Origin of the sequence: Kineosphaera limosa NBRC 100340 (genome assembly GCF_000298215.1) — a bacterium.
GTDB classification, from domain to species: Bacteria; Actinomycetota; Actinomycetes; order Actinomycetales; family Dermatophilaceae; genus Kineosphaera; species Kineosphaera limosa.
On the sequence record NZ_BAHD01000003.1, the window covers coordinates 14,140 to 39,076 of the forward strand.

Genomic DNA, 24,937 nt, shown 5'->3' on the forward strand with positions numbered 1-24,937 from the left:
CGCGCGTGCGCGGTGGGCGCAGCAAGTGGAGAAAGTAGGCTGGAGATCATGTGCGGAATCGTGGGATACGTCGGTCCGAGCACGAATCGACGGGCGCAGGACGTGGTCATGGAGGGGCTCGCGCGACTGGAGTACCGCGGCTACGACTCCGCCGGAGTCGCCCTGCTGGACGGCGATCACGTGGCGACCCGCAAGCGGGCTGGCAAGCTGACGAACCTGCGACACGCCCTGAACGACAATCCGCTGCCGGACTCCTCCACCGCCATCGGGCACACCCGCTGGGCCACGCACGGCGGGCCGACCAACGAGAACGCCCACCCGCATCGGGGCGGCGCCGACGGCAAGCTCGCGGTCATCCACAACGGCATCATCGAGAACTTCCATTCGCTCAAAGCCGGGCTCCTGGACGCCGGGGTCGAGTTCACGTCCGAGACCGACACGGAGGTGGCCGCGCACCTGCTGGCCGCCGCTCACGAGCGCACCGGCGACCTCACGCAGGCGATGCGCGAGGTCGTCAACCGGCTCGAGGGCGCCTTCACCCTGCTGGCCGTGCATGCCGACACCCCCGACACCGTCGTCGCCGCCCGCCGCAACTCCCCGCTGGTCATCGGCCTGGGGGAGGGCGAGAACTTCCTCGGTAGCGACGTCGCCGCGTTCATCGGCTACACCCGTCAGGCCGTGGAGATGGGGCAGGACCAGATCGTCACCATCACCCCCGACCAGGTGCAGGTCATCGGCTTCGACGGGGCGCCGCAGGAGGGCAAGCCGTTCGAGGTGACGTGGGACGCGGCGGCCGCCGAGAAGGGCGGCTACGCGACGTTCATGGAGAAGGAGATCCACGAGCAGCCGCACGCCGTGGCCGACACCCTGCTCGGGCGCACCGACGAAGACGGGCGCCTCACCCTCGACGAGGTGCGCATCGACGAGGAGGAGTTGCGCGCGGTCGACCGCATCGTCATCGTCGCCTGCGGCACCGCCGCCTACGCCGGCATGGTCGCCAAGTACGCCATCGAGCACTGGGCGCGCATCCAGTGCGAGGTCGAGTTGGCGCACGAGTTTCGGTATCGCGACCCGGTGCTCACGCCGCACACGCTGGTGGTCTCGATCAGCCAGTCGGGCGAGACCATGGACACGCTCATGGCCGTCAAGCACGCCCGCAGCCTGGGCGCCAAGACCGTCAGCATCTGCAACACCCACGGGGCGACGATCCCGCGCGAGTCCGACGCGGTGCTCTACACGCACGCCGGCCCGGAGATCGCGGTCGCCTCGACCAAGGCCTTCCTCGCCCAGATCACCGCCTGCTACATCCTCGGTCTGTACCTGGCGCAGCTGCATGGTGGCGCCGGGGCTCGCAACGCCGAAGAGGTGATGCGCCAACTGCAGGAGGTGCCCGCCAAGATCACCGACGTGCTGGGGCGCATGGATCGGGTCAAGGAGATCGCGCGGTTCATGGCCGACACCCGCTCCGTGCTGTTTCTCGGTCGCCACGTCGGCTTCCCCGTCGCGATGGAGGGGGCGCTCAAGCTCAAGGAGTTGGCCTACATCCACGCCGAGGGCTTCGCCGCGGGCGAGCTCAAGCACGGGCCGATCGCGCTCATCGAGCCCGGCCAACCGGTGTTCGTCGTCGTGCCCAGCCCGAGCAGCCCGCACAACCTGCACGACAAGGTCGTCTCCAACATCCAGGAGATCCGCGCCCGCGGGGCTCGCACCCTGGTCATCGCCGAAGACGGCGACGAGGCCGTCGTGCCGTTCGCCGACGAGGTGATCCGGGTGCCGCAGGCCTGGTGGATGCTCGACCCGCTGCTGACCGTCGTGCCGCTGCAGGTGTTCGCGTGCGAGCTGGCCACCGCCAAGGGCCTGGATGTCGATCAGCCGCGCAACCTGGCCAAGTCGGTCACGGTCGAATGAGTCTGGTGATCTTTCGGTGATCGTCGGAGTCGGCGTCGACGTCTGTGAGATCGCGCGGTTCGAGCGGGTGCTGGCGCGCACGCCCGGCCTGCGCACCCGCCTGTTCACCGACTCCGAACGCGACCTGCCGCTGCACTCCCTGGCGGGGCGGTTCGCCGTCAAGGAGGCCGCGGCCAAGGCCCTCGGAGCGCCGCCCGGCATGATCTGGGCCGACGCCTGCGTGACCACCGGCCCGCACGGCTCGCCGCATCTGGAGGTCAGCGGCACCGTCGCTGCCCGCGCCGCCGAACTCGGCGTGACGATCTTCCACGTGTCCTTGTCGCACGACGGGGGTATCGCCACCGCGATGGTCGTCGCCGAGGGGCGCCGGCCCTGCGGATGCGACGGGTAGGGGCTCGAGTGCGCCGACGACGCGTGTCGTTGTTCGTGAAAGCGGCTCGGGTCAAGCGAAGTTCGTAGCAACACAGGTCCGATAGAGGAGAGCATTGTGCCGATCACCGCGTGGTCCGTCACCGACGTGCGCAGCGCCGAGGCGCAGGCGATGGCCGACCTGCCCGACGGCGAACTGATGCAGCGCGCCGCCCATGGCCTGGCCCTCGTCGTTGCGGCCCGCCTACCGAATCTGCCCGTGCAGGGGGGGGAGTCGGCCCGGGTCGTCGTGCTCGCCGGCGCGGGCGGTAACGGTGGCGATGCGCTGTTCGCCGCGGCCTTTCTCGCGCAGGAGTCCGACGCCTCCGTCGTCGCCGTGTGCACCGGCCCTGCCGCTCACCCTCCGGCCCTGGCGGCCGCCCGCAGCGCGGGGGTACCGATCGTCGAGTTGTTCGGCTCGTCTGCGGACTCGGCCGCGAAGGAGCCGACGGGCTCGAAGAAGGGGTCGAAGAAGTCGGGCAAGAACGTGACGCCCGACCGGTATGGGCTCACGGAGGCGGCGGCGCTCGTGGCCGAGGCCGATCTCGTCATCGACGGGATGTACGGGATCGGGGGGCGCCCGGGGCTGGTGGACCACGCGGCCGACGACGGTGGGCAGCTGTGGCAGCTGGTGCAGGCGATCCCGGACGATGCCTACATCGTGGCCGTCGACCTGCCCAGCGGCGCCGACCCGGCGGGGGAACGGCCGGTGGCCGACGCCGTGTTCGCCGACGAGACCGTGACGTTCGGGATGTGCAAGCCGGTGCATGTTCTTGCGGGCGCCGACGCCACCGGGCTGCTGACGGTCGTGGACATCGGGCTCGCCGAACCTGTGACACCGCACGCGGCGGCGCGCCTCGTGCACGACGACATCGCGGCCTTCTGGCCGGTGCCCGGGCCCGGTGACGACAAGTACTCGCGCGGGGTGCTGGGGGTGGTCGCCGGGGGCATGACCTACACCGGGGCGGCCGTGCTCGCGGTGACTGCCGCGGTCAGTGCCGGGGCGGGGATGGTGCGATACATCGGGCCGCGGCACCCCAGCGAGCTCGTGCGCTTCCACGTGCCGGAGGCCGTGTTCGGGCCGGGACGCGTACAGGCCTGGCTCGTGGGCCCGGGGCTCGACCCGCAAGTTGCAGCCGACGACTCGATCGGGGCGGCGCAGGTCGCGGCGGCTCGCGAGGCACTGGCCGCGCCGGAGCCGTGCGTCGTCGACGCGGGCGGACTGGACCTGCTCGAGGGCCCGCGCCCGCAGGCCGGGGCGCGGACGCTGCTCACCCCGCACGCCGGTGAACTCGCCCGGCTGCTCAGCCGCCTGGAGGGCGCCTCGATCAGCCGCGCGCAGGTCGACGCCGAGCCGGTCGCCCACGCCCGGCGGGCCGCTCAGGCGCTGCGCGCGACCGTGCTGCTCAAGGGCGCGACCACCTACGTCGTGCCGCCGACCGACTCGCTGCCGGTGTTCGCGCAAGCCGACGCGCCCCCGTGGCTGGCCACCGCCGGCAGCGGCGACGTGCTCGCGGGCCTGGCCGGCACGCTGCTGGCCGCCGGGCTCGATCCGCTGGTCGCCGGGGCACTTGCGGCGCAGGTGCACGGTCTGGCCGGGCACGAGGCCAACCCGGACGGCCCCGTGCGGGCCCTCGACGTGGCACGCGCCATCCCTCGCGTCGTCGCGGCCGCCCTGCGGCGCAGGAACGCCCTGCTGCTCCCGGGGTCGGTGCGGGAGGAGGAGCAGTGAGCGACGCACTGCGGCCACCGGCGCGCGTCGTCGTCGACCTGGGGGCCATTGCCGACAACGTGCGCTCGCTGCGGGCCCGCAACCCGGGGTCCGCGCTGATGACCGTCGTCAAGGCCGACGCCTACGGGCACGGGCTCGTGCCGGTCGCCCGCGCGGCGCGCGGCGCCGGCGCCGACTGGCTCGGCGTGGCGCAACCGCTGGAGGCGCTCGCCCTGCGCTCGGCCGGGGTGGGTGGGCCGCTGATGTGCTGGTTGCACACCCCCGGCACGGACTTCGCGGCGCTGCTGGCCGCCGATGTCACGCTCGGTGTCTCGGCGCAGTGGGGGCTGGAGCTGATCGAGGCGGCCGCCGCTGCCGGTGGGCAGGTTGCGCGGGTACACCTCAAGGTCGACACCGGCCTGGGCCGCAACGGTGCCTTCGCGCCGTCGGACGATCCCGCGCGGCCCGACCAGCTGGGCGCGGACGCGGCCGGGCTCATCGAGGCCGCCGCCCGCGCGCAGGACCGCGGCCACGTGCGCGTCACCGGGCTGTTCTCCCACTTCGCCGAGGCCGACGAGCCCAGCAGCCCCAGCGTCGCCGCCCAGCAGGAGGTCTTCGAACGGGCGACGTCGGCCGCGACCCGCGCGGGCCTGGGCCCGCTCGTGCGCCACCTGGCCAACTCGGCCGCGACGCTGCTCGACCCCTCCGCGGCCTACGACCTCGTGCGGCCCGGTCTCGCGACCTACGGCCTATCGCCCGCTCCGCAACTGGGTACCTCCGCCGACTTCGGGTTGCGCCCCGCGATGCAGGTCGCCGCAGACCTGGCCGGCATCAAGGCGGTCCCCGCCGGGCAGGGCGTCAGCTACGGCCTCACGTACCTGACGACGGTGGCGACGCGACTGGGGGTCGTGCCGATGGGCTACGGCGACGGGGTGCCTCGGCACGCCTCCGGGGCCGGGCCGGTCACCCTCGGCGGCCGTCGCTTCACCGTGGCCGGGCGCGTGTGCATGGATCAGTTCGTGGTGGACCTGGGCGATGCGGCCGCGCAGGCCGGTGACGAGGTCGTGCTGCTCGGCGACCCCGCGCGCGGCGAGCCGAGTGCGCAGGACTGGGCCGATGCCTGCGGCACCATCTCCTACGAGATCGTCACCCGCCTCTCCGGGCGGCTGCCGCGCACCTACATCGAGGCATCGGACGGCAGCGCCTTGGGTAGCGGGGCCTTGGGTGGCGGGGCCTTGGATGGCGCGGCGCCCGATGGCGGCGCGCAGCGGCCGGGCGGTGGCGAGGCGGGGGAGCCTCGATGAGCCCGAAGCTGCCCGCCCCGAAGGGCGTGCCGAAGCTGCCGGAGCTGAAGGCGCCGCGCCCCAAGAGCCTGCCCAAGGGCGCCATCGGCGTGGCGCTCGGTCTGACCGCTGCCGGCCTGACGGCGGCTGCGGGTTTCGCCGCGGACCGGCTCAACCGGGACCGGCGCCTGGCGCTGGAGCTCGACAAGGAGCTGACCGTCGACCCGTTTCACGACGATCCCGACGAGGAGCACACGGTGCACGCCGCCGACGGGGTGGCGCTGCACGTCGAGGTCGATCTGCCGCGCGGACCGGACGGTGAGCTGGTCAGCGATCCGCGGCCGACGATCGTGCTGAGCCACGGCTACTGCCTGTCGTCGCGGGCCTGGGTGTTTCAGCGGCGGGCGCTGCGGGAGGCCGGCTACCGGGTGGTGCTCTGGGATCAGCGGGGGCACGGCCGCAGCGGCACCGGCGAGCCGGACTCCTACGACATCGCTCAGTTGGGCAGCGATCTGGAGCATGTGTTGGCGGCTGTTGTGCCGACGGGGCCGATCGTGCTCGTGGGGCACTCGATGGGCGGCATGACGATGATGTCGCTGGCCCTGAACTTTCCGGAGGTGGTGAGCCAACGGGTCGTCGGGGCGGCCTTCGTGGCCACCAGCCCGGGCAACCTGGCCGGCACGACCTACGGCATCCCGTTGTTAGGCCGCTTCATCAGCCGGCTGGCGCCGCCGACCACGGTGTTGCTGTCGGGCCGCCAGGGCCTGGTGGACGGCACGATCCGCGCGACCCGCGACGTCGTCGACCTGTTGGTGGATTGGGGCTCGTTCGGGTCGCCGGTGCCGATGAGCATCGCGCAATTGACGACCGACATGATTTTCGGCACCCGCATGGACGTCATTTCCGCCTTCATGCCGAAGTTCGAGGCCATGGATCAGCGGGAGGCGCTGCAGCGCTTCGACGGCATCGAGGCGTTGGTGCTCAGCGGCATGCAGGATCGTTTGACGCCTCCGTCGCACAGCGACGAGATCGTGCGCCACCTACCCGGTGCCGAGCACGTGCTCATCCCCGATGCGGGCCACGTCATCATGCTCGAGCACCCCGACGTACTCAACGAGCAGCTGCTGGCTCTGGCCGAGCGCGCCACCCGCTCCGGCGCCACTCCCGCCGATAGTCATACGTTGCGGCGAAAGTCATAGTTAGAACTCTGAATCGCCGCAAAGTACGACTTTCGGCGAATAGGTGGGAGGACGACGCGTGGTGGAGGGCGAGTGGCGGGAGTTGCCGTCGGCCGACGACACGACGGCCTTGGGGCGCGAGCTGGCGGAGCTGGTGCGCGCCGGGGACGTCGTGCTGCTCGTCGGCGAGCTGGGTGCGGGCAAGACCACCCTGACCCAGGGGCTCGGCGCGGGGCTGGGCGTCCGCGGACCGATCACGTCGCCGACGTTCGTCATCGCCCGGGTACACCCCTCCTTGGTCGGCGGTCCGGCGCTGGTGCACGTCGACGCCTACCGGCTCGGGGATGCGCTCGAGTTGGAGGACCTCGACCTGGAGGCGTCGCTGGCCGACGCCGTGACCGTCGTCGAGTGGGGCCGCGGACTGGCGGAGCAGCTCACGGACTCCTACCTGGAGGTCGAGTTGGCCCGGGCCGTGGCCGGCGAGGACGAAGTGCCGCGCCGCGCCCGAGTGCGCGGCTACGGCCCCCGCTGGGCCTGAGTCGCCCGGCCGCCTGACCAACCGCGACCGGGCAGCCGGCCTACTTCAGTTCGTGGGTGGTGAGGAAGGCGTCGGCGACGGCGGCGGAGTCCTTGCGGTCGATGACGACCTCCTTGACGGCGGCGGCGAGGTTCTCGGTGGTCAGCGCTGCGGAGACGGCGTCGAGAGTCTGAGTGACCTGGTCGGTGGCGGCATCGGCGGCGATGAGCGGCACGATGTTCTGCGCGGCGAACAGCGACTTGGGGTCTTCGAGGGCGACGAAGTCGTTGGCTGCCACGTTCGGGTCGGTGGTGAAGAGGTTGGCGGCCTGAACCTGGCCGTTCTTCAAAGCCTGCACGGTCAGCGGGCCGGCGGTGTCCAGCGGGCGGAACTCCTTGAACGTCAGGTCGTAGACCCGTTTCAGGCCGGGCACCCCCGTCTCGCGGGTGCGCCACTCCGGCGGCCCGCCGAGCACCATGTCGCCGGCGACGGGTGCCAGGTCGGCGATCGTCTTGAGGTTGTGCTGGGTGGCGGTCTCGCGGGTCACGACGACGGAGTCCTTGTCTTCGGCCTCCGCCTTGGCCAGCACCTTCAGACCGTCGGGCACGTGTTGCTGCAGCGCGGCGTAGACCTCGTCGGGGGCCGTGGCCGTCGCGCTCTGGTCGAAGTACTGCATGAGGACGCCCGTGTATTCGGGTACGAGATTGATGGAGCCGTCCTTGAGCGCCGGGATGTACGTCTCGCGGCTGCCGATGTTCGGGCGGGTCGTGACATTGACGCCCTTGGCCTGCAACGCACCGGCGTAGATGTTCATCAGCAATTCGGACTCGGGGAAATTGGCCGAGCCGACCGTGATGCTGCCCGCCGCCGCGGTCGCGGCCGGCGCGCCATCGGTCGGTTGGTCGAGCGGGGTGCCGTTTGTGCCGCCGCAGGCGGCTGTGGCGAGCAGGGTCGCGAGGGTCGCGGCGGTCAGGGTCGTCCTACGAATCATCGGATGCTCTCCTTCGGTGAGGTGGCCTCAGTCTGGTCGGTGGTGCGGGTGGCGTCGATCTGCGATGTCGCGACACTAGGGGGCGCTCTCCGCGCCCGCCGAAGCCGCCCCCGATGCCAGGTGAGGTCACCGCCCGCTTGAGCAGCGACATGAGCAGGTCGACGGCCAGCGCCAACAGCGCGACGAGCACCGCCCCACCGGCCATCTGGTAGTAGTCCCGAATCGCCAGCCCGTCGATGAGGAAGCGCCCCAGCCCGCCCATCCCGGCCGTCGCGGCCAGCGTTGCCGTGGCGATGACCTGCAGCAGCGCCGACTGCAGCCCGGAGAAGATGAGCGGCAGAGCGCACGGCACCTCCACCTGCGCCAGCACCTGCGGGCCGCGCATCCCCATGCCCTTGGCGGCGTCGCGGGCGGCGGGGTCGACCGCCTCGATGCCCGCGTAGGTGCCCGACAGGATCGGCGGGATCGCCAAGACGACGAGCACGAGCATGTTCGGGATATAGAACGCCAGCTCGCCGCCGATGAGCGGGCTGAGCCACACGACGAACAGGTACAGCAGTCCCAGCGAGGGGATCGCCCGGGCGGCGCCCGCGATGCCGACGGCGAAGACCGCGCCGCGACCGGTGTGCCCGATCCACAGCCCGAGCGGGATGGCGATGAGCGCGGCGAGCAGGGTCGCCAGCAGCGAGTACTCCAGGTGCTCGACCAGCCGCCGCACGATGTCGGCCGTGTTGGCCGGGTCGGTGAGCCAGTCGAGGATGCCGCCGATCATCGCGCACCCCCTGCCGCGACGGCGCGACCGGGTTGCCGCCTCGCCCGCGTCCACGGCGTCAGCACCCGCGACGTGACCACGATGAGCAGGTCGAGGATCAACGCCAGCAGCACGCACGCGACGAGCCCGACGACGATCGGGGCGGCGAATGCGCGGTTGAACCCGTCGGTGAACAGCGACCCCAGCTGCTGGACGCCGATGAGTGCCGCCACCGAGACGATCGAGACGTTGCTGACCGCCGCCACCCGCACGCCGGCCGCGATGACCGGGACGGCCAGCGGCAGGTCGACGGCCACGAAGCGGCGCACCCCGCGGTAGCCCATAGCCGTCGCGGCCAGCCGCACGTCCTCCGGCACGGCATCCAGGCCGTCGACGACCGTGCGCACGAGCAAAGCGATCGTGTACAGCGTCATGGCGATGAGCACGTTGAGGGGGTCGAGAATCTGCGTGCCGATGAGGCCGGGCAACAGGATGAAGACGGCCAGGGAAGGCAGTGTGTACAGCAGTCCCGTGCCGGCCACGAGCGGCGCCCGCAACCACGGGACCTGCCGGGCGAGCCAGCCGATGGGGATCGCCAGCGCCAGCCCGACGAGCAGCGGCACCACCGCGAGTTTGGCGTGAGCCCACGCGTAGTGACCAATCAGGTCGAGGTGCTCCAGAAACCACGTCATGGCGCCTCGTTCCGCGCCTCGTCCTGCGCCTGCGAGCCCCGGTTGGCCGCCTCGATGGCGGCCAGCACCCGGTCGGCCTCGACGACCCCGGCGTACCGACCCTCCTCGTCGACGAGCAAACCCTGCAGGGTCGGAGAGGAGAGCGCGGCATCGAGTTGCCCGCGCAGCGAGCCGTCGACCCGCGCGATCGTGCCGCCGCGGTGCACGACAGGCGCAGTGACGGGCCCGTCGAGGCGATGCGGCTCGACCCACCCGACCGGGCGATCTCCGTCGAGCACCACCACCCAGGGAGCGTCGGCGCGGGCGACCTCACCGAGGTGGACCGTCGGGGCCCGCCCGGGCGAGACGTGGGCGCTGGTGAACCCCAACGCCCGAAACCCCCGGTCGCGGCCCACGAAGTCGGCGACGAAGTCGTCGGTGGGGTTGTCGAGCAGGGCCACCGGGGTGTCCATCTGGGCGAGCACCCCGCCGACGGCGAACACGGCGACCTGGTCGCCGAGGGTGACGGCCTCGTCGATGTCGTGCGTGACGAACACGATCGTCTTGCCGAGCTCGTCTTGCAGCCGCAGGAACTCGGCCTGCAGCTGCTCGCGGACGATGGGGTCGACGGCGCTGAACGGCTCGTCCATGAGCATGATCGGCGGGTCGGCCGCCAGCGCCCGGGCGACGCCGACGCGCTGCTGCTGGCCGCCGGACAGTTGCGCCGGATACCGATTGGCCAGGCCGGTGGCGAGCCCCACCCGCTCCATCAACGTCAGCGCCTGCTCTCGTGCCGGGCCGCGCTTGGTACCCAGGAGCCGCGGCACGGTGGCGATGTTGTCGAGCACGGTGCGGTGCGGAAAGAGCCCGGCGTGCTGGATGACGTAGCCGATGTTGCGCCGCAGCTGCGCGGCGTCCATCGAGGCCGTGTCTTCGTCGTCGATGAGGATGCGGCCCGAGGTCGGCTCGATCATCCGGTTGATCATGCGCAGCGTCGTCGTTTTGCCACAGCCCGACGGCCCGACGAACACCGTGATACGCCCGGTCGGGACGACCAGACTCAGGTCGTCGACCGCGACTGTGCCGTCGTCGAACCTCTTGGTCACCGCTTCGAACGTGATCATGTGGGCCCCAGCTGTCGGCGGAAGTCGTCTGCTCGTGTGCCTGTGGTGCGGACTTGCTCGTGCGATGCCGGCAAACGCACCGCCCCGCCCGAGTGTGCCTCGCGGCGTTGGGCGTAACGCTACGTGCCGACACCGACAAGCACGCTACGTGCCACCACCGACAAGCGCTCGCGCAGCGACGGGCGCACGCACTTGTCGGTGGCGACCCGTAGCCTGTGGGGCGTGTTGATGCTCGCGATGGATACCGCCACCGGGGTCGTCTCGGTGGCGCTGCACGACGGCTCCCGGGTGCTGGCCCAAGAGGATGTCGCGCGCCCGCAGGCGCACGCCGAGCATCTGGCGCCGGCGATCGAGACGGTGCTGGCCCGCGCGGGCCGCCGCCCGCAGGAGGTCACCCAGGTCGCCGCGGGCACGGGGCCCGGCCCGTTCACCGGCTTGCGGGTGGGGCTGGTGACCGCCGCGACCTTCGCCTACGCGATCGACGCGCCCGTCGGCGGGGTGTGCAGCCTCGACGCCATCGCCCACCAAGTGTGGCTTGAGGGGCTCGCCGGTCCGCGGCTGCTGGTGACCGGCGACGCCCGCCGCAAAGAGGTCTACTGGGCGCCCTACCGCCTCGATGAGTCCGGCGCCCACGCCGAGGCGGAGCCGGCCGTCGGCAAGGCCGCCGACTTGCCGCCGGAGCTGCTGGAGTGGCCCGTCGCCGGCCGCGGCCCCCTCCTGTACCCCACCGCTTTCGGCGGCGACCCGCAGAGCGGGCAGCCGGCGCCCCTGGCCCTGCCCGTGCTCGACGTCTCCGCCGGGGCACTGGCCCACCTCGCGATCACCCGGCTCGCGCGGGGCGCGGCGCTGGACTCGACGCAGCCGCTCTACCTGCGCCGACCCGATGCCCAGCCACAGGCCGAGCGCAAACCGGTGAGCCAAGCCGGCGCAGGTGCGGCGCCAGGACCCTCGGCATGAACAGCGCGAAAGCACCCGCAACCACGACCGAGGCGACCGAGGCAACCGAGGTGACGCTGCGCGAGACGCGCTGGCAAGACCTGCAACGCCTCGCCGACCTGGAGAGCGAGTTGTTCGGCCCGCAGGCGTGGAGCCTGGCCTCGTGGTGGGGCGAGCTGGCCGCGCGCCCGCGCCGCGCCTACGTCACGGCGGTCCGCGGGGGCGAGATCGTCGGCTACGCGGGCGTCGATCGGGGTGGGGCGGTCGCCGACGTCATGACGATCGCGGTGACCCCGGCCGCTCGCGGGCTGGGTCTTGGCCGCCGGCTGCTGCACCGGCTCGTGGAGTCGGCCGAGCCCGCCGAAGCGTTGCTGCTCGAGGTCCGCGCGGACAACGCCGCGGCCCGAGCGCTCTACGACAGTGAAGGATTCGAGGTGGTCACCGTGCGTCGGCGCTACTACGGCGAGGTGGATGCGCTCGTGCTGCGCCGCCACCTTGGGGCGGCACCGGGGGCGGCACCGGGGGAGGCACAGGTGGAGGCACAGCGATGAGTGCACCGACTCAGGCGGATGGCCCGCTGGTTCTAGGCATCGAGACCTCGTGCGACGAGACCGGCGTCGGCATCGTGCGCGGGCAGACGCTGCTGGCCGATGTCATCGCCAGCAGCGTGCAAGAGCATGCGCGCTTCGGCGGGGTGGTGCCCGAGGTGGCTTCGCGGGCGCACCTGGAGGCGATGATCCCGACGATCGATGCGGCGTGCCAGCGCGCCGGGGTGCGGCTGCGCGACCTCGACGCGATCGCCGTGACCAGCGGCCCGGGCCTCTCCGGCGCGCTGCTCGTGGGGCTGGCCTCGGCGAAGGCGCTCGCGCTGGCGCTCGACAAGCCGCTCTACGGGGTCAACCACCTGGCCTCCCACGTGGCCGTCGACATCGTCGAACACGGGCCGCTGCCCGAGCCGACGGCGGCGCTGCTCGTCTCCGGGGGGCACTCCAACCTGCTGCTCGTGCCCGACATCACGAACGACATCCGCTCGCTGGGCTCGACCATCGACGACGCGGCAGGGGAGGCCTTCGACAAGGTCGCCCGTGTGCTCGGGTTGCCGTTCCCCGGCGGCCCGCACATCGACCGCGTGGCGCGGGAGGGCGACGCCGCCTACGTGACCTTCCCCCGGGGCCTGACCTCGGGGCGCGATATGGAGCGGCACCGGTTCGACTATTCCTTCTCCGGCTTGAAGACCGCCGTTGCGCGCTGGGTGGAGGCGCGCGAGCGCGACGGTCAGCCGGTGCCGGTGGCCGACGTCGCCGCGAGCTTTCAGGAGGCCGTCACCGACGTGCTGACCCGCAAGGCGGTGCTGGCCTGCCGCGAGCACGGCGTCGACGACCTGCTCATCGGCGGTGGGGTGGCCGCCAACTCGCGGCTGCGCGCGATGGCTCAGGAGCGCTGCGACGCCGCCGGCATCAGGCTGCGGGTACCGCGCCCCGGCCTGTGCACCGACAACGGGGCGATGGTCGCCGCGCTCGGCGCACAACTCGTCGAGCGTGGCCGAGCCCCCTCCGATCTGGCGATCCCGGCCGACTCCTCGCTGCCCGTCGACATCGTGCACGTGTGATCGGGACACCGCCGTTGTCGTCGGCCTGTTCGACTGTCCCGCGGTAGGGCGGACGCCGGGCACGAAGGCCGGCGCCCGCCGCTGGGCACGCCACCCGACTCAGTGGGTACGGGGGAGCCGGGCATCATGGCGGGCACAGGCAGGCGGGGCAGAGGGGGTTCGGCATGACGGAGACGCTGCTGGCCCTCTCCCCGCCGGTGGTCCTGCTGCTCTTCGGGTGTGTGCTGCTGACCTGGGGCGCCGACGAGTTCGTCGAGCGCATGGCCGGGGTGGCGCGGTTGCTGGGGCTGCCGATGCTGGCGCTGGCACTGCTCTTGGCGGGCGCCGAACCGGAGGAGTTGGCGACGGCCGTCACCGCGACCGCTCAGGGCTACCCGGTGCTGGCCGCCACGGATGCGGTCGGTGCGAACATCACGATGCTCACCGTGGGCCTGGGGTTGGCGTTGCTCGTGCAGCCGCTGCCGGCCGGGTCGATGATCCGCCGGTACGCCCTCTACGCGACGGGAGCCGGGGTGCTCGCGGCGGCGGCGCTGTGGGACGGCGTCGTCGAGGCCTGGGAGGGGGCCGGTCTGATCGCCGTGTTCGTGGCCGTCGTCGCCGTCATCTGGCGCACGCAGCGTGAACCCCCGAAGCTCGGCGAGCTCGCCGAAGACGAAGACGAAGACCGAGAGGCGGACGAGGGAGAGCGAGAACGCGGCGACGACGACCGCAGAAGCTCACGGCGCGACCTGTGGTGGCTGCTCGGCGGGCTGCTGGCGATGGTCGTCGGCGGCGCGATCGTGGTCGACGGCGCGGTGCGGATCGCGACGGTCGCCGGACTCGGGCAGCATGCGACCGGCCTCACCGCCCTGGCCTTCGCGACCTCCGCCGAGGTGCTGGCGTTGGTGTGGGTCGCGCACCGGCGGCGCCTGACCGGGGTGGCCGTCGCAGGCGTGCTCGGCGCAGTGCTCTACAACGCCACGCTCACGCTCGGGGTGAGCGCGCTCGTCGCGCCGCTGACCGCTCCGGGCCTGGGAGCGGCGGCGCTGCTCGCCGCGGCCCTGCCGCTCGTGGTGCTGCTGACGGTGTGGGCGCGGGCGACGCGGCTGCTCGGCGGACTGCTGGCCGTCGGTTACCTGGGCTATCTGGCGGCGGTGCTAGCCGGGCTGCTGTGAGGCGTGGGGGCGACCGACCGGCGCAGCCACCCGTTCGGCTCGAGCACCGCGGCGCGGGTGTCGGCCAGGCCGACCGGTTCGGCGATGAAGGGGCTCCAGTCGATGCCGGCGCCCGGCCCGGCGAGAAACGCGACCGCCTGCGCCAGATGCCGCGGCTCGTAGTTGTGCACGCCCACGATCCGCAGGTGGGCGCGGACGACGTGCTCGGGGTCGATGCCGACCGTGCCGCGGGGAGCGACCGACCCGGCCAGCACCAGGACGCCGCCGATGTCGAGCGCCGCCAGGCCCGTCTCGATGCCGGGGATCGCGCCGGAGAGTTCGATGACGACGTCGACGGGGCCGCTGTCGGTCTCCCGCGAGAGCGCGCCGAGGGCGGCAGCCTGCTCCCGCCGAACGGGGTCGGGGTCGCTGACCTGTACGAAGGCGCCGCGAGCGCGCGCCACGGCCACAGCGCACAGGCCGAGCATGCCGGCGCCGACCACGAGCAGCCGCCAACCCTGCAGATCACCGCCGGCCGCCTCCACACAGGCCATGACGGTGGCCAGCGCACAGGCCGACATTGCAGCGGGTCCGTCGGGCACGTGCTCGGGCACGACGACCAGCGGCAGCCCGGGCAGCACGTGAACGTGGGTCGCGTAGCCGCCGGAGAGCGGCCAGGACGAGTCGATCGGCTCGTGACCGGTCTTGCGTAGGTACAGGCACTTGGCGGTGCGCCCGGCGAGACACCGGGGGCAGGTGCCGCAGCCGACGGTCACACCCCACACGACTCGGTCCCCGACCTGCGCGGGCCGCTGTCGAACGGCGGTCTCGGCCTCGCCAGCAGCGGCGGCGTCGATCTCGAAGACGGAAGGTGGCTGGGTGCCGACGGCAACGATCCGCCCGACGCTCTCGTGACCCAGGATGCCGGGGTGCGGCCCGTGCCGGCGCCCGCTGACGGTGTGCAGGTCGCTGCCACACACGGTCGCCAGGTCGACCGCCGCCAGCGCCTCACCGGGGCCGAGATCGGGCGCCGGCCAGGTGCGCTCCTCGAAGTCGGTGCCGCCGAGCCACACTTGCGCCCGCACCGTCTGCACGAGCGGATCGGCCACCGTCTGCGCGCTTGTCATCGGCTGCGTCCCAGGTGCCGGGTCAGCCGGCGAACGCGGGCACGCCCGCGAACTCCGGCAAGTCGAGCAGGTCGGCCACGCCGGGAATGACGTGGTCGACGTCGACCCCGTCGAACGCTGTGGCCGGCAGCTTCCCGCTCGTCACCGCGATGGCCAGCACGCCGGCGTTACGGCCGGCCTCGACATCCGCGACGGTGTCGCCCGTGGCCGATGTCTGCTCGACGCTCTCGACGCCGGCCAGTTCCATCGCGCGAAAGATCATGTACGGCGCGGGCCGTCCGCGGCGCACCTCGTCGGCGCACACGATGCCGTCGATCGTCGCGGACTCGTCGTCGCCGGTCGTCCACCCCATCGCCGCCAGGATCGGGTAGGCGATGCTGCGGGTGAAACCGGTGGTCAGCACCACCTTGATGCCGCGCGCCCGCAGGGCGGCGATGCCGTCGACGACCCCGGGCAGCGGCGTCGGCGGCGCCTGCCGGTAGGCCCGTTCCAGCTCGGCGAGGAACCACGTGAACGCCGCCTCGACCTGAGCCTCGTCGGTCTCCACCCCGCCGATGCGCAGCAGGTTGGTGATGGCGTCGCGCTTCTCCGTGCCCATCCACTCCTGCAGCTGGGCGTCGGTGATCGAGGCGCCCTCGCGCGTCACGGACTCCGCCAGCACGCGGTACACGTGATGGCCGTCGTCGACGGTCGTGCCGGCCATGTCGAGGGTGGCGAGTCGGATCATGGGGGAGCCTCCCGGAGGCGAGGTGGGGGGCGGCCGTCGGTCGACAAAGCTCGGCAGCGGCGCGCGGGTGCAGCGCGAGCCTACGAAGGTGGCGGCGGCGTTGGTGCGACGCCGCATGTCCGCGGTGTGAAGCACCGATGAACTCTGGTGCAGGTCCACGGCCGATTGCTGCTAGGGCCCGGCGCAGCGGGTGGGATGAGGGCATGAGCTTCGATGCCGCAACCGCGTCCCCTGCCCTGCCCCGCACGCCACCCAGTGGGCCATCCAGCACGGAGTCGTCCGCCCGGGAGGCGATCGGTGGCGATGGCGGCGCCGATCTGGTCGTGGTCGGTGCCGGACTCGTGGGGCTGGCACACGCTGTGGAGGCGGTGCGGGCGGGGTGGAGCGTGCAGATCGTGGAGCGCGACGCGGCCGCGGTCGGCGCCAGCGTCCGCAACTTCGGGCACGCTTGCGTGACGGCGCAGGTCGGGGAGCTGCTCGAGCTGGCGCAGGACTCCCGCGACGGTTGGCTGGGGGCTGCGTCGCGAGCGGGTTTCTGGGCGGCGCAGGCGGGGGCGGTCGTCGTCGCCCGGGCCGCCGACGAGATGGCCGTGCTGGAGGAGTTCGCCGGCCTGCGCGGTGCGGACGCGGTGCAACTGCTCGACGCCGAGGGCGCGGCGCGCCGGCTCGGGCGCGGCTCGCAGGGGCTGGTGGGCGGCGCGTTCTTCCCCGCCGACCTGCGCATCGACCCGCGCGTCACCGCGGCCGCCATCGCCGGCTGGCTGCAGCAGCAGCCCGGCGTGCGCATCCACTGGCGCACCTGCGTCCAGGGCGTCGAACCGGGAGTGGTGCACACCTCGCGCGGGCCGGTGCGCGGCGAGCGGATCGTCGTGTGCGTCGGCCACGACCTCGATTATCTCTTCCCGCAGCTGGCCGACGACAACGACGTGCAGCGGTGCCGTCTGTCGATGGCGCTCGTCGACGCTCCGCCGGATCTGGGGGAGAACGCGGTGCTCACGGCGACCTCGATGCTGCGCTACGACGGGCTCGCGCAGACGCAGGCCGCAGGTGCCCTGCGGGAGCGCATCGCCCAGCATCGCCCGCAGTTGCTCGACATCGTCGCCAACGCCATGTGCACCCGGCGACCCGACGGCACGCTCCTGGTCGGCGACTCCCACCACTACGACCTCGCCGCTCCGCCGTTTCTCGACGAGGACGTCGCCGACCTGCTGCTCGCCGAGCTGGCCGACGTGCTCGGCGTCGAACGGCTGCGGGTGCGGCAGCGCTGGCAGGGTGTCTACGCCTCGAGCGCGACGACGCCGCTCGTGCGAGCCGAGCCCGCTCCGGGCGTCCGCGTCGTCACCGTCTCCACCGGCATCGGCGTCACCCTGAGCTTCGGTCTCGCGCGCCAATCCCTCGCGCAGCTCTAGCCCGGCGCGCGAACGGCCCCGCACACAGGTGTGTGCGGGGCCGTTCGCGGATCGTGCGACCTACGACAGGGCCTTGCGGACGAAGATGGCCAACCCCTCGATGATGAGGACGACTGCCAGGATCATGAGCACGATCGTCGTGACGACGTCGAACTGCATGACGCGCGAGGCGTTGAGCAGGTAGAACCCGATACCACCGGCTCCGACGATGCCCAGCAGCGTGGCCGAGCGCACGTTGACGTCGAGCAGGTACATCAGGTGCGCGACGAACGCCGGGGCGGCCTGACGCAGGGTCGCCGCCACGAACACCTGCGGGCCGGTCGCCCCGCTGGCCCGCAGCGCGTCTTGCACGCGGGTGTCGGTCTCCTCGAGGGAGTCGGCGACGAGTTTGCTGAGCAGGCCGATGGCGCCGATGGCCAGCGCCAGGGTGCCGGCCACGCTGCCGAGTCCGGTGACGACGACGAAGATGATCGCCAGGATCAGCTCGGGGATGCCGCGCACGAGCACGATGAGCACCCGGAAGGTGGTCTGCACCGCCCGGTTCGACACCACATTGCGCGCCGCGAGAATGCCGATCGGCAGCGCCAGGATGGCGCCGAGCAGCGTTGCGGCCAGGGCGATCTCGACCGTGATGAGCAGCTCGCGCAGCAGCATCGTCAGCAGGTCGACGCCGCCGGGCGGGAAGAACAGCCCGACCGTGGGTCCGACCTGCGCCAGGCCGGTGAACGTGTCTCGCCAGGTCAGGCCCGAGCCCAGGAAGGCCAGCGCGAGCACGATGGCGATGGCTGCGACGAAGGCGAAGCGGCGCACGCGTTCGGCGGTCCACGGCGGCACGAGCGCCCCGGGGCCGGTGGGGCGGGTGGTCTGCGCGCGGCGGCCGCCGGTGAACCAGCCCGAGGAGATGCGATCCAGGGCGCCGGCCAGGCCGCCGCTGCGGCGGGTGGTCGCGCCCGCCATGATGGCCGACCGGATCGCCCCCGAGAGCAGCTCGACGACGATGCACAGCACGAGCACGAACAGCGCGAGCGCCATGCCCCGCGGGTAGTTCAGGGTGCGCATGGCATCGGCCATCTCCAGCCCGAGCCCGCCGACTCCGACGTACCCGAGCACCACGGAGGTGCGCAGGTTGATGTCGAAGCGGTGCAGCGCGGTCGCGATGAGCTGCGGCATGAGCGGCGGGATGATGCCGACGGTGATCTGCTGCAACCGGGAGCCGCCGGCCGCCCGGATCGCCTCGAGCGGCCCGTTGTCGAGGGACTCGATCGCGTCGGCGTAGAGCTTGGCGACCATGCCCACCGAGTGGATGCCGAGGGCCAGGATGCCGGGCAGCGCCCCGAGCCCGAAGATGCGGAAGAAGATGATCGCCAGGATGAGGTCGGGGATGGCGCGGGCCACGACGATGAGCACGCGAGCGGTACCGCGCGACATCCGCCCGGTGGTCGTGTTCGAGGCGGCGAAGATGGCCACCGGCAGCGACAGGACGACCGACAGCGCCGTGGCCAGGGTGACGATGGCCAGCGTGGTCGCGACCAGTCCGAGCAGTTCGCCCAGCGGCGGGAAGTCGAGCGGGAAGACCCGCTCGGCGAAGTCGACGGCGTTCGATGCGCTGTCGGCCAGGCTCGCGATGTTGATGCGCAGATCGATGATCGACCAGATCGCGGCCGCCAGCAGCGCGAGCAGGATGACCGCCGCGGCGATCGTGCGAGCCGAGGGCGGTGGCGCCGCCGGCAACTCGGCCGTCGACGCCGACTTTTGTGGAGCCGAGGGGGTGGAGACCGGCATCAGTGCCCGCCCGGAGCTGACGTGGCGGCCCCAGCGGGCGCAGCAGGCGCGGAGTCCGAGGTGGCGGCTTCGGGGGTCGCCGCGGCCACGCTGTCGTAGATCGACAGCGCCTCCTCGCGACCGATGTCGGCGGTCGCGCGGTCCAGCACGATGCGCCCGGCGCGCAGCCCGACGATGCGGTCGGCGTGGGTCAGGGCGGTCTGCACCTGGTGCAGGCTGCACACCACGGTCAGGCTCTCTTCGCGGCTGATCCGGGTGATGAGCTCCATGACCTGCGCCGCCGACACCGGGTCCAGGGAGGCCACAGGCTCGTCGGCCAGCAGGATCTTGGGGCGCTGCACGAGGGCGCGGGCGATGGCGACGCGCTGCTGCTGGCCACCGGAGAGGGTGTCCGCCCGCTGGTAGGCGCGCTCGGCCAGCCCGACCCGCTCGAGCTGCTCGTAGGCCTGGCGCCGGATGGCCTTGGGGTAGCTCATGAGCGACAGCCGCGGCCCGCGCAGCCCGCCGAGGGTGCCGGTGCACACGTTCTCCAGCACCGACATCGACTCGACGAGGTGGAAGTGCTGGAAGATGAACCCGATCTCGCGGCGCAGCGCCTTCAGCGCGCGACCGGAGGCGCGCTCCACCGACTCGCCGCGCACGATGACGCGCCCCGAGGTGGGCTGCTGCAGCCCGTTGATGTGGCGCAGCAGCGTCGACTTGCCCGAGCCCGACAGGCCGAGCAGCACGGTGACCCGCTCGGCCTCGAACGCCACGGAGACATCGTCGAGGCCCTTGGTGCCGCCGAAGTCCTTGGTCACGTGGTCGAGGCGCACCTCTGAGTAGCCGGGCACCCCGCTGGCCGAGCCGGGGGGCATCGCAACGGCACTCACTGCTTGCCCGAGCAGGCGGGCGACTTCGTCAGGTCGCAGACGGTGCGCACGCTGGCGTAGTCGGCGTCGGTGGCCGCGGCGAAGCCCCAGCTGTCCTCGGGCAGCGGGCACGAGGCGGCATCCGAGCAGTCGCCGGCGGCGACGAGCGCGTCCTTGTTGCCCTTCTCGACGATCGCGGCCTTGATCTTGGCCTGCATGTCGGCCGGAATCGTCGTGGTGTTCATCGCGATGGGGGAGCCGGGGATGACCTCCGAGGTCCACACCTGCTTCAGCTCGCCCTCCTTGAGCTGGCCCTTCTTGACGAGCTCGGCGGCCATCGTGTCGTAGGCGAAGCCGGCATCGCACTGACCGCTCTTGGTCGCCAGCAGCGACGCGTCGTGGCCGCCGGCCATGACCGGGGTGACGCCGGTCTCGGGGTCGATGCCGTCGGCCTCGAGCCCGGCGGAGGGGTAGAGGTAGCCCGACGTCGAGGCCTTGTCGACGAAGCACACCTTCTTGCCGGCGAAGCCCTTGAGGTCGGCGATCTCCGAGGCCGCGGGCACCCACGCCGTCGAGGTGTAGCCCGGCTTCTCGTCCTTGGCGTCGATGAGGGCGCCGATCGGCTCGACGGGCACCCCGCCGTCGTGGGCCATGACGTAGGACAACGGGCCGTACATCGCCAGGTCGATCTTGCCGGCGCGCTGGCCTTCGACGATCGCGGCGTAGTCGGTGGCCTGCTGGATCGTCACCTTGGCGCCGGTCTCCCGCTCGAGCAGCTTGGCGATGCCGCCCCACTGGCTCGTCAGCGCCGTCGACTCCTCGGCCGGCACCGCGGCCACGACCAGCGTGGTCTTCTCCCCGCCCGTGCTCCCCTCGCCGGCCGGTGACGAGGATTCGGCGGCACTCTGACCGCAGCTCGCGAGGGCGAGCAGGGTGGCGGCAGAGGCGGCAACGACCGACGAGAGTCGGAAGAGGTGCGGGGTGCGTGACATGGTGAGTCCTTCGGGCGCAGAGGGACGACCGACGGCGTGCGGTCGGGACCCAGAGTCGACCGCAGCCAACGGTCAGTCGGTCGACGCCCGGATGAACTCGGGTTGACCATTCGGCCAAGGGTCGGCTCGCCCCCGCAGACTGGGCAGAGTCGGTCGTAGGGAGCCGGTTGTAAGGAGAGGGATGAACGGGAGAGCGATCGCAGGCGGACGCCGGCGCGCGGCCGGGTTGGTGGCGTTGGTGACCGCGACGATGCTGCCGGTCGCGGCGTGCAGCCTGGCGGGGTCGGCGCCGCAGGCGCACTCGAGCGCCCAGGCGCCGGCCGGGTCCGACGAGAACGCCCGGCCGCAGGAGGGGGCGGCCGGCGGGCAGACCGCAGCCGATGAGACCCCGTCGCGTCTGCCGAGCGCCGCCCAGCTGAGCGCGGCCCGCGCGGACGTGGCGAAGCTGTCGACCCGGCGGCTGGCGGCCCAGCTCGTCGTCCCCCGCCAGTCCGGCTCCGCCTCGGCTGCCGCGACGGCCCTGCAGCAGCAGGGTTACGGGGGCTACGCGGTCTTCCGCGACAACTTGCCCGCCGGGAGCGCGGCCGTGCCGGCGGCAAAGGCGGCCAACCAGGGCTTCACACGCGCGGTCGAGGCCTCCGGTCGCACCTGGCCGGCGTTCATCTCCATCGATCAGGAGGGCGGGCCGGTGACCCGGCTCGATGCGCCGCTGACGATGTTCCCCGCCGCCATGGCCCTGGGGGCCGCCGACGACCAGGGGCTGGCACGCACGGTGGGGGCGGCCTCCGGTGCCGAGCTGCGCGGACTGGGATACACGGTCGTGCTGGCGCCCGACGTCGACGTGACGATCGGCGCGCAGGACCCGACGATCGGGGTCCGCTCGCCCAGCTCGGACCCCCAGCGCGTCGCCCGTGTCGGTGCTGGCCTGACCGCCGGCTACCTCGACGCGGGCATCGTGCCGACCCTCAAGCATTTTCCCGGGCACGGCTCGGTGACCGCCGATACACACGTCGGCACCGTCGTGCAGCCGGCGAGCCTGGCCGCGCTGCGGCAACGCGACCTGGTGCCGTTCGCGCAGCTCAAGGGCGCCCCGGCGATCATGACCGCGCACATCGTGGTGCCGGCGCTCGACCGCGACCGGCCCGCGACGGTCTCGCACAAGGTGCTCACCGGCCTGCTGCGCGAGGAGTTGAGGTTCGGTGGCCTCATCGTCACCGACGCCCTGGAGATGGCGGCGGTCAGCGGGCGGTTCGGCGCCGGCAAGGCCGCGGTCGAGGCGGTGCGCGCGGGTGCCGACGTGCTGCTCATGCCGGCCGATCCCGCGGCCGCCGTCGATGCCCTCGTCGCCGCCGTCGACGACGGCACCCTCACCAGGGCGCGGCTCGAGGAGTCGGCGACGCGGATGGTCGCGACGCTGCGCGCCGGCGTGCACGCGGCCCCCGAACCCAGCGCTCCCGGCAGCCATCAGCAGGTCGCCAAGCAGCTCGCAGCCGCCTCGATCACACAGATCTCTGGGCAGTGTGGGGGCAAGCTCGTCGGCTCGGGTATCTCCATCAGCGGCGGCAGCGAAGTCGACCGGGCCGCCCTGACCCGGGCCGCGCAGGCCGCCGGGCTGCGCACAGGCTCCGGGACCACCGTTGCCTTACGCGGCGGTTCGACCTACCGCGCGGCCGAGAACGCGGGCGAGGCCGGTGGCGGCCGACTCACCGCCGACATCGTCGTCGCGCTCGATGCGCCCTACGCCCTGGCCAACGACCGCGCCCGCGTCGCTAAGCTCGCAACATTCGGCCGCACGCCGGCAACCTTCGCCGGGCTCGTCGACGTGCTGCTGGGTCGGCAGGCCGCCGCCGGAACACTGCCGGTTGCGGTCGGCGACCACGCCATCGGCTCCGGATGCGGGAGGGAACAGTGAGCGGTCGGGTCATCGTCATCGGCTCGTTGAACATCGACCTGGTGACCCAGGTAGAGCGACACCCAAAACCAGGAGAGACGCTGACCGGATCCGACCTCGTGCGGGTCGCCGGCGGCAAGGGCGCCAATCAGGCCGCCGCGGCGCAGCGAGCCGGGGCGAATGTCGCCATGGTCGGCCACGTCGGCGACGACGAGGGTGGCCGGGCCTACCGGTCCAGGCTGGCCGACCTCGGCGTCGACGTCGACCTGCTCGTCACCGACGAGACTCGTCCGACGGGCACGGCCCTGATCGTGGTGGATGCGCAGGGCGAGAACTCCATCGTCATCGCGCCGGGCGCCAACGCCTCCGATCGCTGGCCCGACACCCTCGCTCAAGCCCTCGAGGGACTGACCCCCGACGACGTCGTGCTGCTGCAGCAGGAGATCCCGCACGAGGTGAGCGCCGACGCGATCCGCGGGGCCACCGCCGCCGGCGCGCGGGTGCTCATCAACCTCGCTCCGTTCGCGCCGCTGGAGCAGGAGGTGCTCGACCTCGTCGAGGCGGTCATCGTCAACGAGCACGAAGCCCAGCAGTTGGCGGAGGCCGGGCTGCACGCGCCGTCGACGATCACGACCTTCGGCGCCAAGGGAGCCGGCTGGGACGGCGAGCCGCGCAGCGGCCCGAAGGTACCGGCCGACCAGGTCATCGACACGACAGGCGCCGGCGACGCCTTCTGCGGTGCCCTGTGCGCGGCCCTGGCCGCCGGGGCGGACCACGATGCCGCGCTCGACGCAGGTCAGGAGTCCGGAGCGACCGCCGTCCGGCACGCCGGGGCCCAACCCGACGCCACCCTGTGAGTCGGGCCCCCGAGGGCGGCGCAGCTGTTCGGCCGGTGCCCCACGGCGTCCCTGAGGCTCGGGCGCGCACCGTCGTCGTGGCCGGCGCGGTCCTCGTGGGCCGTCTGCTGGAGGTCACCGCGCTGGGGGGCGTCCCCGCCCAATACCTGGCCGCGCCGATCTACACCTGGGTCGACGGCGCCGGCGCCGCAGCGGCTGTGGGCGTCCGCGCCGGCCGCGCGCAAGTGGTGCTCGCCGCCGATGTCGGCGACGACGAAGAGGGGCGCGCGTGCCTCGAACGGCTGACCGCAGCGGGCATCGACACGACGCACCTACGGGTGCGCACCGGGGTGGCCACTGGCGCACTTTCCTACTGCCTGCTGCCGTCGGGACCGCAGGAGCCCGTGGCCGTCACGACGCCGCCCGCCGACCGCACCGGTGGCCTGTACGTGCCGGATCGGGACTCCTACGACCGCCTCGCGACCGAGGAGGTGGCGGCACTGCTCGCGCGCACCAGGCCGGGCGACTGCCTGCTGCTCGACGGGTTCACGCTGGCCCGCGAGCCCGAGCTCATCGAGGCCGCCCTCGAGGCGGACCTTCAGCTCGTGGCAGACCTGCGCCCGCTGCCGCCCTTCGCGGCCGGCTCGACGTCGGCATCCGGTGTCCAACCGCAGCTGTTCGAACGCATCGATGTCGCGGTCGTCGACACCGAGGGCGCCGGCATGCTCGCGGAGTCCGGAGCGATGTTCGGCTCGACGCTCGTGCTCGACGGCGGCTACGGGGCCTCGTGGGACGGGGCGCTCAGGTCGGTGCCGGAGGCCGTGGCGGCCGCGGGCGGACAGTACGACAGGTGGGCAACCGTCGATGCGACCTCCGCGTGGGCGCAGCATGCCTTCTGCGGGCGGCTGGCCGCCGAGCTGGCGCACGGTCGGGACCGTGAGGAGGCTCTCGACGCCGCCCTGCTCACGTGGTGGCAGCAGGCCCACGTCGATGCTGGCAAGGCGCTTGGCGGCTACTTGCTGGGCCCCCTCGCCGAACCCGAATGGGACTGAGTCCCGTCGTGTCCGGCCAGTGATGATGCGATGGGCGACGCTGGGCGGCA

Annotated in this window: 23 protein-coding genes; 14 read left to right on the forward strand and 9 right to left on the reverse strand. The window is 72.5% G+C overall.

The features are described from left to right. Positions 1–48 precede the first annotated feature (48 nt). The 6 genes from glmS (at position 49) to tsaE (ending at position 7,026) form a co-directional block, all read left to right on the forward strand. Positions 49–1,908 carry a glutamine--fructose-6-phosphate transaminase (isomerizing) gene (gene glmS / locus KILIM_RS00450; RefSeq protein ID WP_006590626.1) on the forward strand — a complete coding sequence of 620 codons (1,860 nt, stop codon included), beginning with the start codon at positions 49–51 and terminating at the stop codon, positions 1,906–1,908. 16 nt (positions 1,909–1,924) lie between these two features. Further along, a complete protein-coding gene (locus KILIM_RS00455; protein WP_006590627.1) occupies positions 1,925–2,299 on the forward strand; it encodes a holo-ACP synthase in 375 nt (124 codons plus the stop codon). A gap of 96 nt (positions 2,300–2,395) precedes the next feature. Beyond that, a complete protein-coding gene (locus tag KILIM_RS21905; RefSeq protein WP_006590628.1) occupies positions 2,396–4,048 on the forward strand; it encodes a bifunctional ADP-dependent NAD(P)H-hydrate dehydratase/NAD(P)H-hydrate epimerase in 1,653 nt (550 codons plus the stop codon). Further along, positions 4,045–5,331 carry an alanine racemase gene (gene alr / locus KILIM_RS00465; RefSeq protein WP_006590629.1) on the forward strand — a complete coding sequence of 429 codons (1,287 nt, stop codon included), beginning with the start codon at positions 4,045–4,047 and terminating at the stop codon, positions 5,329–5,331. The genes KILIM_RS21905 and alr overlap by 4 nt, the downstream gene beginning before the upstream one ends. Continuing rightward, complete coding sequence (locus KILIM_RS00470; RefSeq protein ID WP_006590630.1) at positions 5,328–6,509, forward strand: alpha/beta fold hydrolase; 1,182 nt, start codon at positions 5,328–5,330, stop codon at positions 6,507–6,509. The genes alr and KILIM_RS00470 overlap by 4 nt, the downstream gene beginning before the upstream one ends. Before the next feature lie 58 nt (positions 6,510–6,567). Continuing rightward, the gene (tsaE, locus tag KILIM_RS00475) at positions 6,568–7,026 is read left to right on the forward strand and encodes a tRNA (adenosine(37)-N6)-threonylcarbamoyltransferase complex ATPase subunit type 1 TsaE (protein ID WP_006590631.1); all 459 of its coding nucleotides are present in this window, start codon (positions 6,568–6,570) and stop codon (positions 7,024–7,026) included. Between the two features lie 40 nt (positions 7,027–7,066). On the opposite strand, the gene KILIM_RS00480 is transcribed toward tsaE, so the two are convergent. The 4 genes from KILIM_RS00480 to KILIM_RS00495 are packed head-to-tail and all read right to left on the reverse strand — an operon-like array spanning position 7,067 to position 10,542. Further along, a complete protein-coding gene (locus KILIM_RS00480; protein ID WP_006590632.1) occupies positions 7,067–7,996 on the reverse strand; it encodes an ABC transporter substrate-binding protein in 930 nt (309 codons plus the stop codon). Beyond that, positions 7,986–8,768 (reverse strand): ABC transporter permease, encoded by a 783-nt coding sequence (locus KILIM_RS00485; RefSeq protein ID WP_006590633.1) that lies wholly within the window; start codon positions 8,766–8,768, stop codon positions 7,986–7,988. The genes KILIM_RS00480 and KILIM_RS00485 overlap by 11 nt, the downstream gene beginning before the upstream one ends. Then, entirely contained in the window at positions 8,765–9,439 is a 675-nt protein-coding gene (locus KILIM_RS00490; RefSeq protein ID WP_006590634.1) for an ABC transporter permease, read from the reverse strand. The genes KILIM_RS00485 and KILIM_RS00490 overlap by 4 nt, the downstream gene beginning before the upstream one ends. Continuing rightward, a complete protein-coding gene (locus KILIM_RS00495) occupies positions 9,436–10,542 on the reverse strand; it encodes an ABC transporter ATP-binding protein (protein ID WP_006590635.1) in 1,107 nt (368 codons plus the stop codon). Before KILIM_RS00495 ends, KILIM_RS00490 begins: the two co-directional genes overlap by 4 nt. Positions 10,543–10,770: 228 nt before the next feature. Between KILIM_RS00495 and tsaB the strand changes: the two genes are divergently transcribed. From tsaB to KILIM_RS00515, 4 genes are all read left to right on the forward strand, one after another. Next, positions 10,771–11,499, forward strand: coding sequence for a tRNA (adenosine(37)-N6)-threonylcarbamoyltransferase complex dimerization subunit type 1 TsaB (gene tsaB, locus KILIM_RS00500; protein WP_218880994.1), 729 nt, complete (start codon positions 10,771–10,773; stop codon positions 11,497–11,499). Continuing rightward, positions 11,496–12,029, forward strand: coding sequence for a ribosomal protein S18-alanine N-acetyltransferase (gene rimI / locus KILIM_RS00505; protein ID WP_006590637.1), 534 nt, complete (start codon positions 11,496–11,498; stop codon positions 12,027–12,029). The genes tsaB and rimI overlap by 4 nt, the downstream gene beginning before the upstream one ends. After that, positions 12,026–13,087, forward strand: coding sequence for a tRNA (adenosine(37)-N6)-threonylcarbamoyltransferase complex transferase subunit TsaD (gene tsaD / locus KILIM_RS00510; RefSeq protein WP_006590638.1), 1,062 nt, complete (start codon positions 12,026–12,028; stop codon positions 13,085–13,087). The genes rimI and tsaD overlap by 4 nt, the downstream gene beginning before the upstream one ends. A gap of 164 nt (positions 13,088–13,251) precedes the next feature. Then, complete coding sequence (locus tag KILIM_RS00515; protein ID WP_006590639.1) at positions 13,252–14,241, forward strand: sodium:calcium antiporter; 990 nt, start codon at positions 13,252–13,254, stop codon at positions 14,239–14,241. Here KILIM_RS00515 and KILIM_RS00520 read toward each other — a convergent pair. Together KILIM_RS00520 and KILIM_RS00525 are read right to left on the reverse strand one after the other, a co-directional pair. Then, a complete protein-coding gene (locus KILIM_RS00520) occupies positions 14,208–15,347 on the reverse strand; it encodes an alcohol dehydrogenase catalytic domain-containing protein (RefSeq protein ID WP_006590640.1) in 1,140 nt (379 codons plus the stop codon). The genes KILIM_RS00515 and KILIM_RS00520 overlap by 34 nt on opposite strands. Before the next feature lie 22 nt (positions 15,348–15,369). Beyond that, complete coding sequence (locus KILIM_RS00525) at positions 15,370–16,074, reverse strand: phosphonatase-like hydrolase (RefSeq protein WP_040561753.1); 705 nt, start codon at positions 16,072–16,074, stop codon at positions 15,370–15,372. 203 nt (positions 16,075–16,277) lie between these two features. Between KILIM_RS00525 and KILIM_RS00530 the strand changes: the two genes are divergently transcribed. Then, entirely contained in the window at positions 16,278–17,483 is a 1,206-nt protein-coding gene (locus tag KILIM_RS00530) for a TIGR03364 family FAD-dependent oxidoreductase (protein ID WP_006590642.1), read from the forward strand. A 60-nt stretch (positions 17,484–17,543) separates the two neighbouring features. Here KILIM_RS00530 and phnE read toward each other — a convergent pair whose 3' ends face one another. From phnE to KILIM_RS00545, 3 genes are read right to left on the reverse strand one after another with little or no spacing between them, the layout of a single operon-like run. Further along, a complete protein-coding gene (gene phnE / locus KILIM_RS00535) occupies positions 17,544–19,265 on the reverse strand; it encodes a phosphonate ABC transporter, permease protein PhnE (protein ID WP_006590643.1) in 1,722 nt (573 codons plus the stop codon). Then, entirely contained in the window at positions 19,265–20,122 is an 858-nt protein-coding gene (gene phnC / locus KILIM_RS00540) for a phosphonate ABC transporter ATP-binding protein (RefSeq protein ID WP_006590644.1), read from the reverse strand. The genes phnE and phnC overlap by 1 nt, the downstream gene beginning before the upstream one ends. A gap of 11 nt (positions 20,123–20,133) precedes the next feature. After that, the gene (locus KILIM_RS00545; protein ID WP_006590645.1) at positions 20,134–21,108 is read right to left on the reverse strand and encodes a phosphate/phosphite/phosphonate ABC transporter substrate-binding protein; all 975 of its coding nucleotides are present in this window, start codon (positions 21,106–21,108) and stop codon (positions 20,134–20,136) included. Between the two features lie 181 nt (positions 21,109–21,289). Between KILIM_RS00545 and KILIM_RS00550 the strand changes: the two genes are divergently transcribed. From KILIM_RS00550 to KILIM_RS00560, 3 genes are read left to right on the forward strand one after another with little or no spacing between them, the layout of a single operon-like run. Next, positions 21,290–23,020, forward strand: coding sequence for a glycoside hydrolase family 3 protein (locus KILIM_RS00550; RefSeq protein WP_006590646.1), 1,731 nt, complete (start codon positions 21,290–21,292; stop codon positions 23,018–23,020). Next, positions 23,017–23,856 carry a PfkB family carbohydrate kinase gene (locus tag KILIM_RS00555; RefSeq protein ID WP_006590647.1) on the forward strand — a complete coding sequence of 280 codons (840 nt, stop codon included), beginning with the start codon at positions 23,017–23,019 and terminating at the stop codon, positions 23,854–23,856. The genes KILIM_RS00550 and KILIM_RS00555 overlap by 4 nt, the downstream gene beginning before the upstream one ends. Positions 23,857–23,891: 35 nt before the next feature. Then, positions 23,892–24,887 carry a carbohydrate kinase family protein gene (locus KILIM_RS00560; RefSeq protein WP_006590648.1) on the forward strand — a complete coding sequence of 332 codons (996 nt, stop codon included), beginning with the start codon at positions 23,892–23,894 and terminating at the stop codon, positions 24,885–24,887. Positions 24,888–24,937 lie beyond the last annotated feature (50 nt).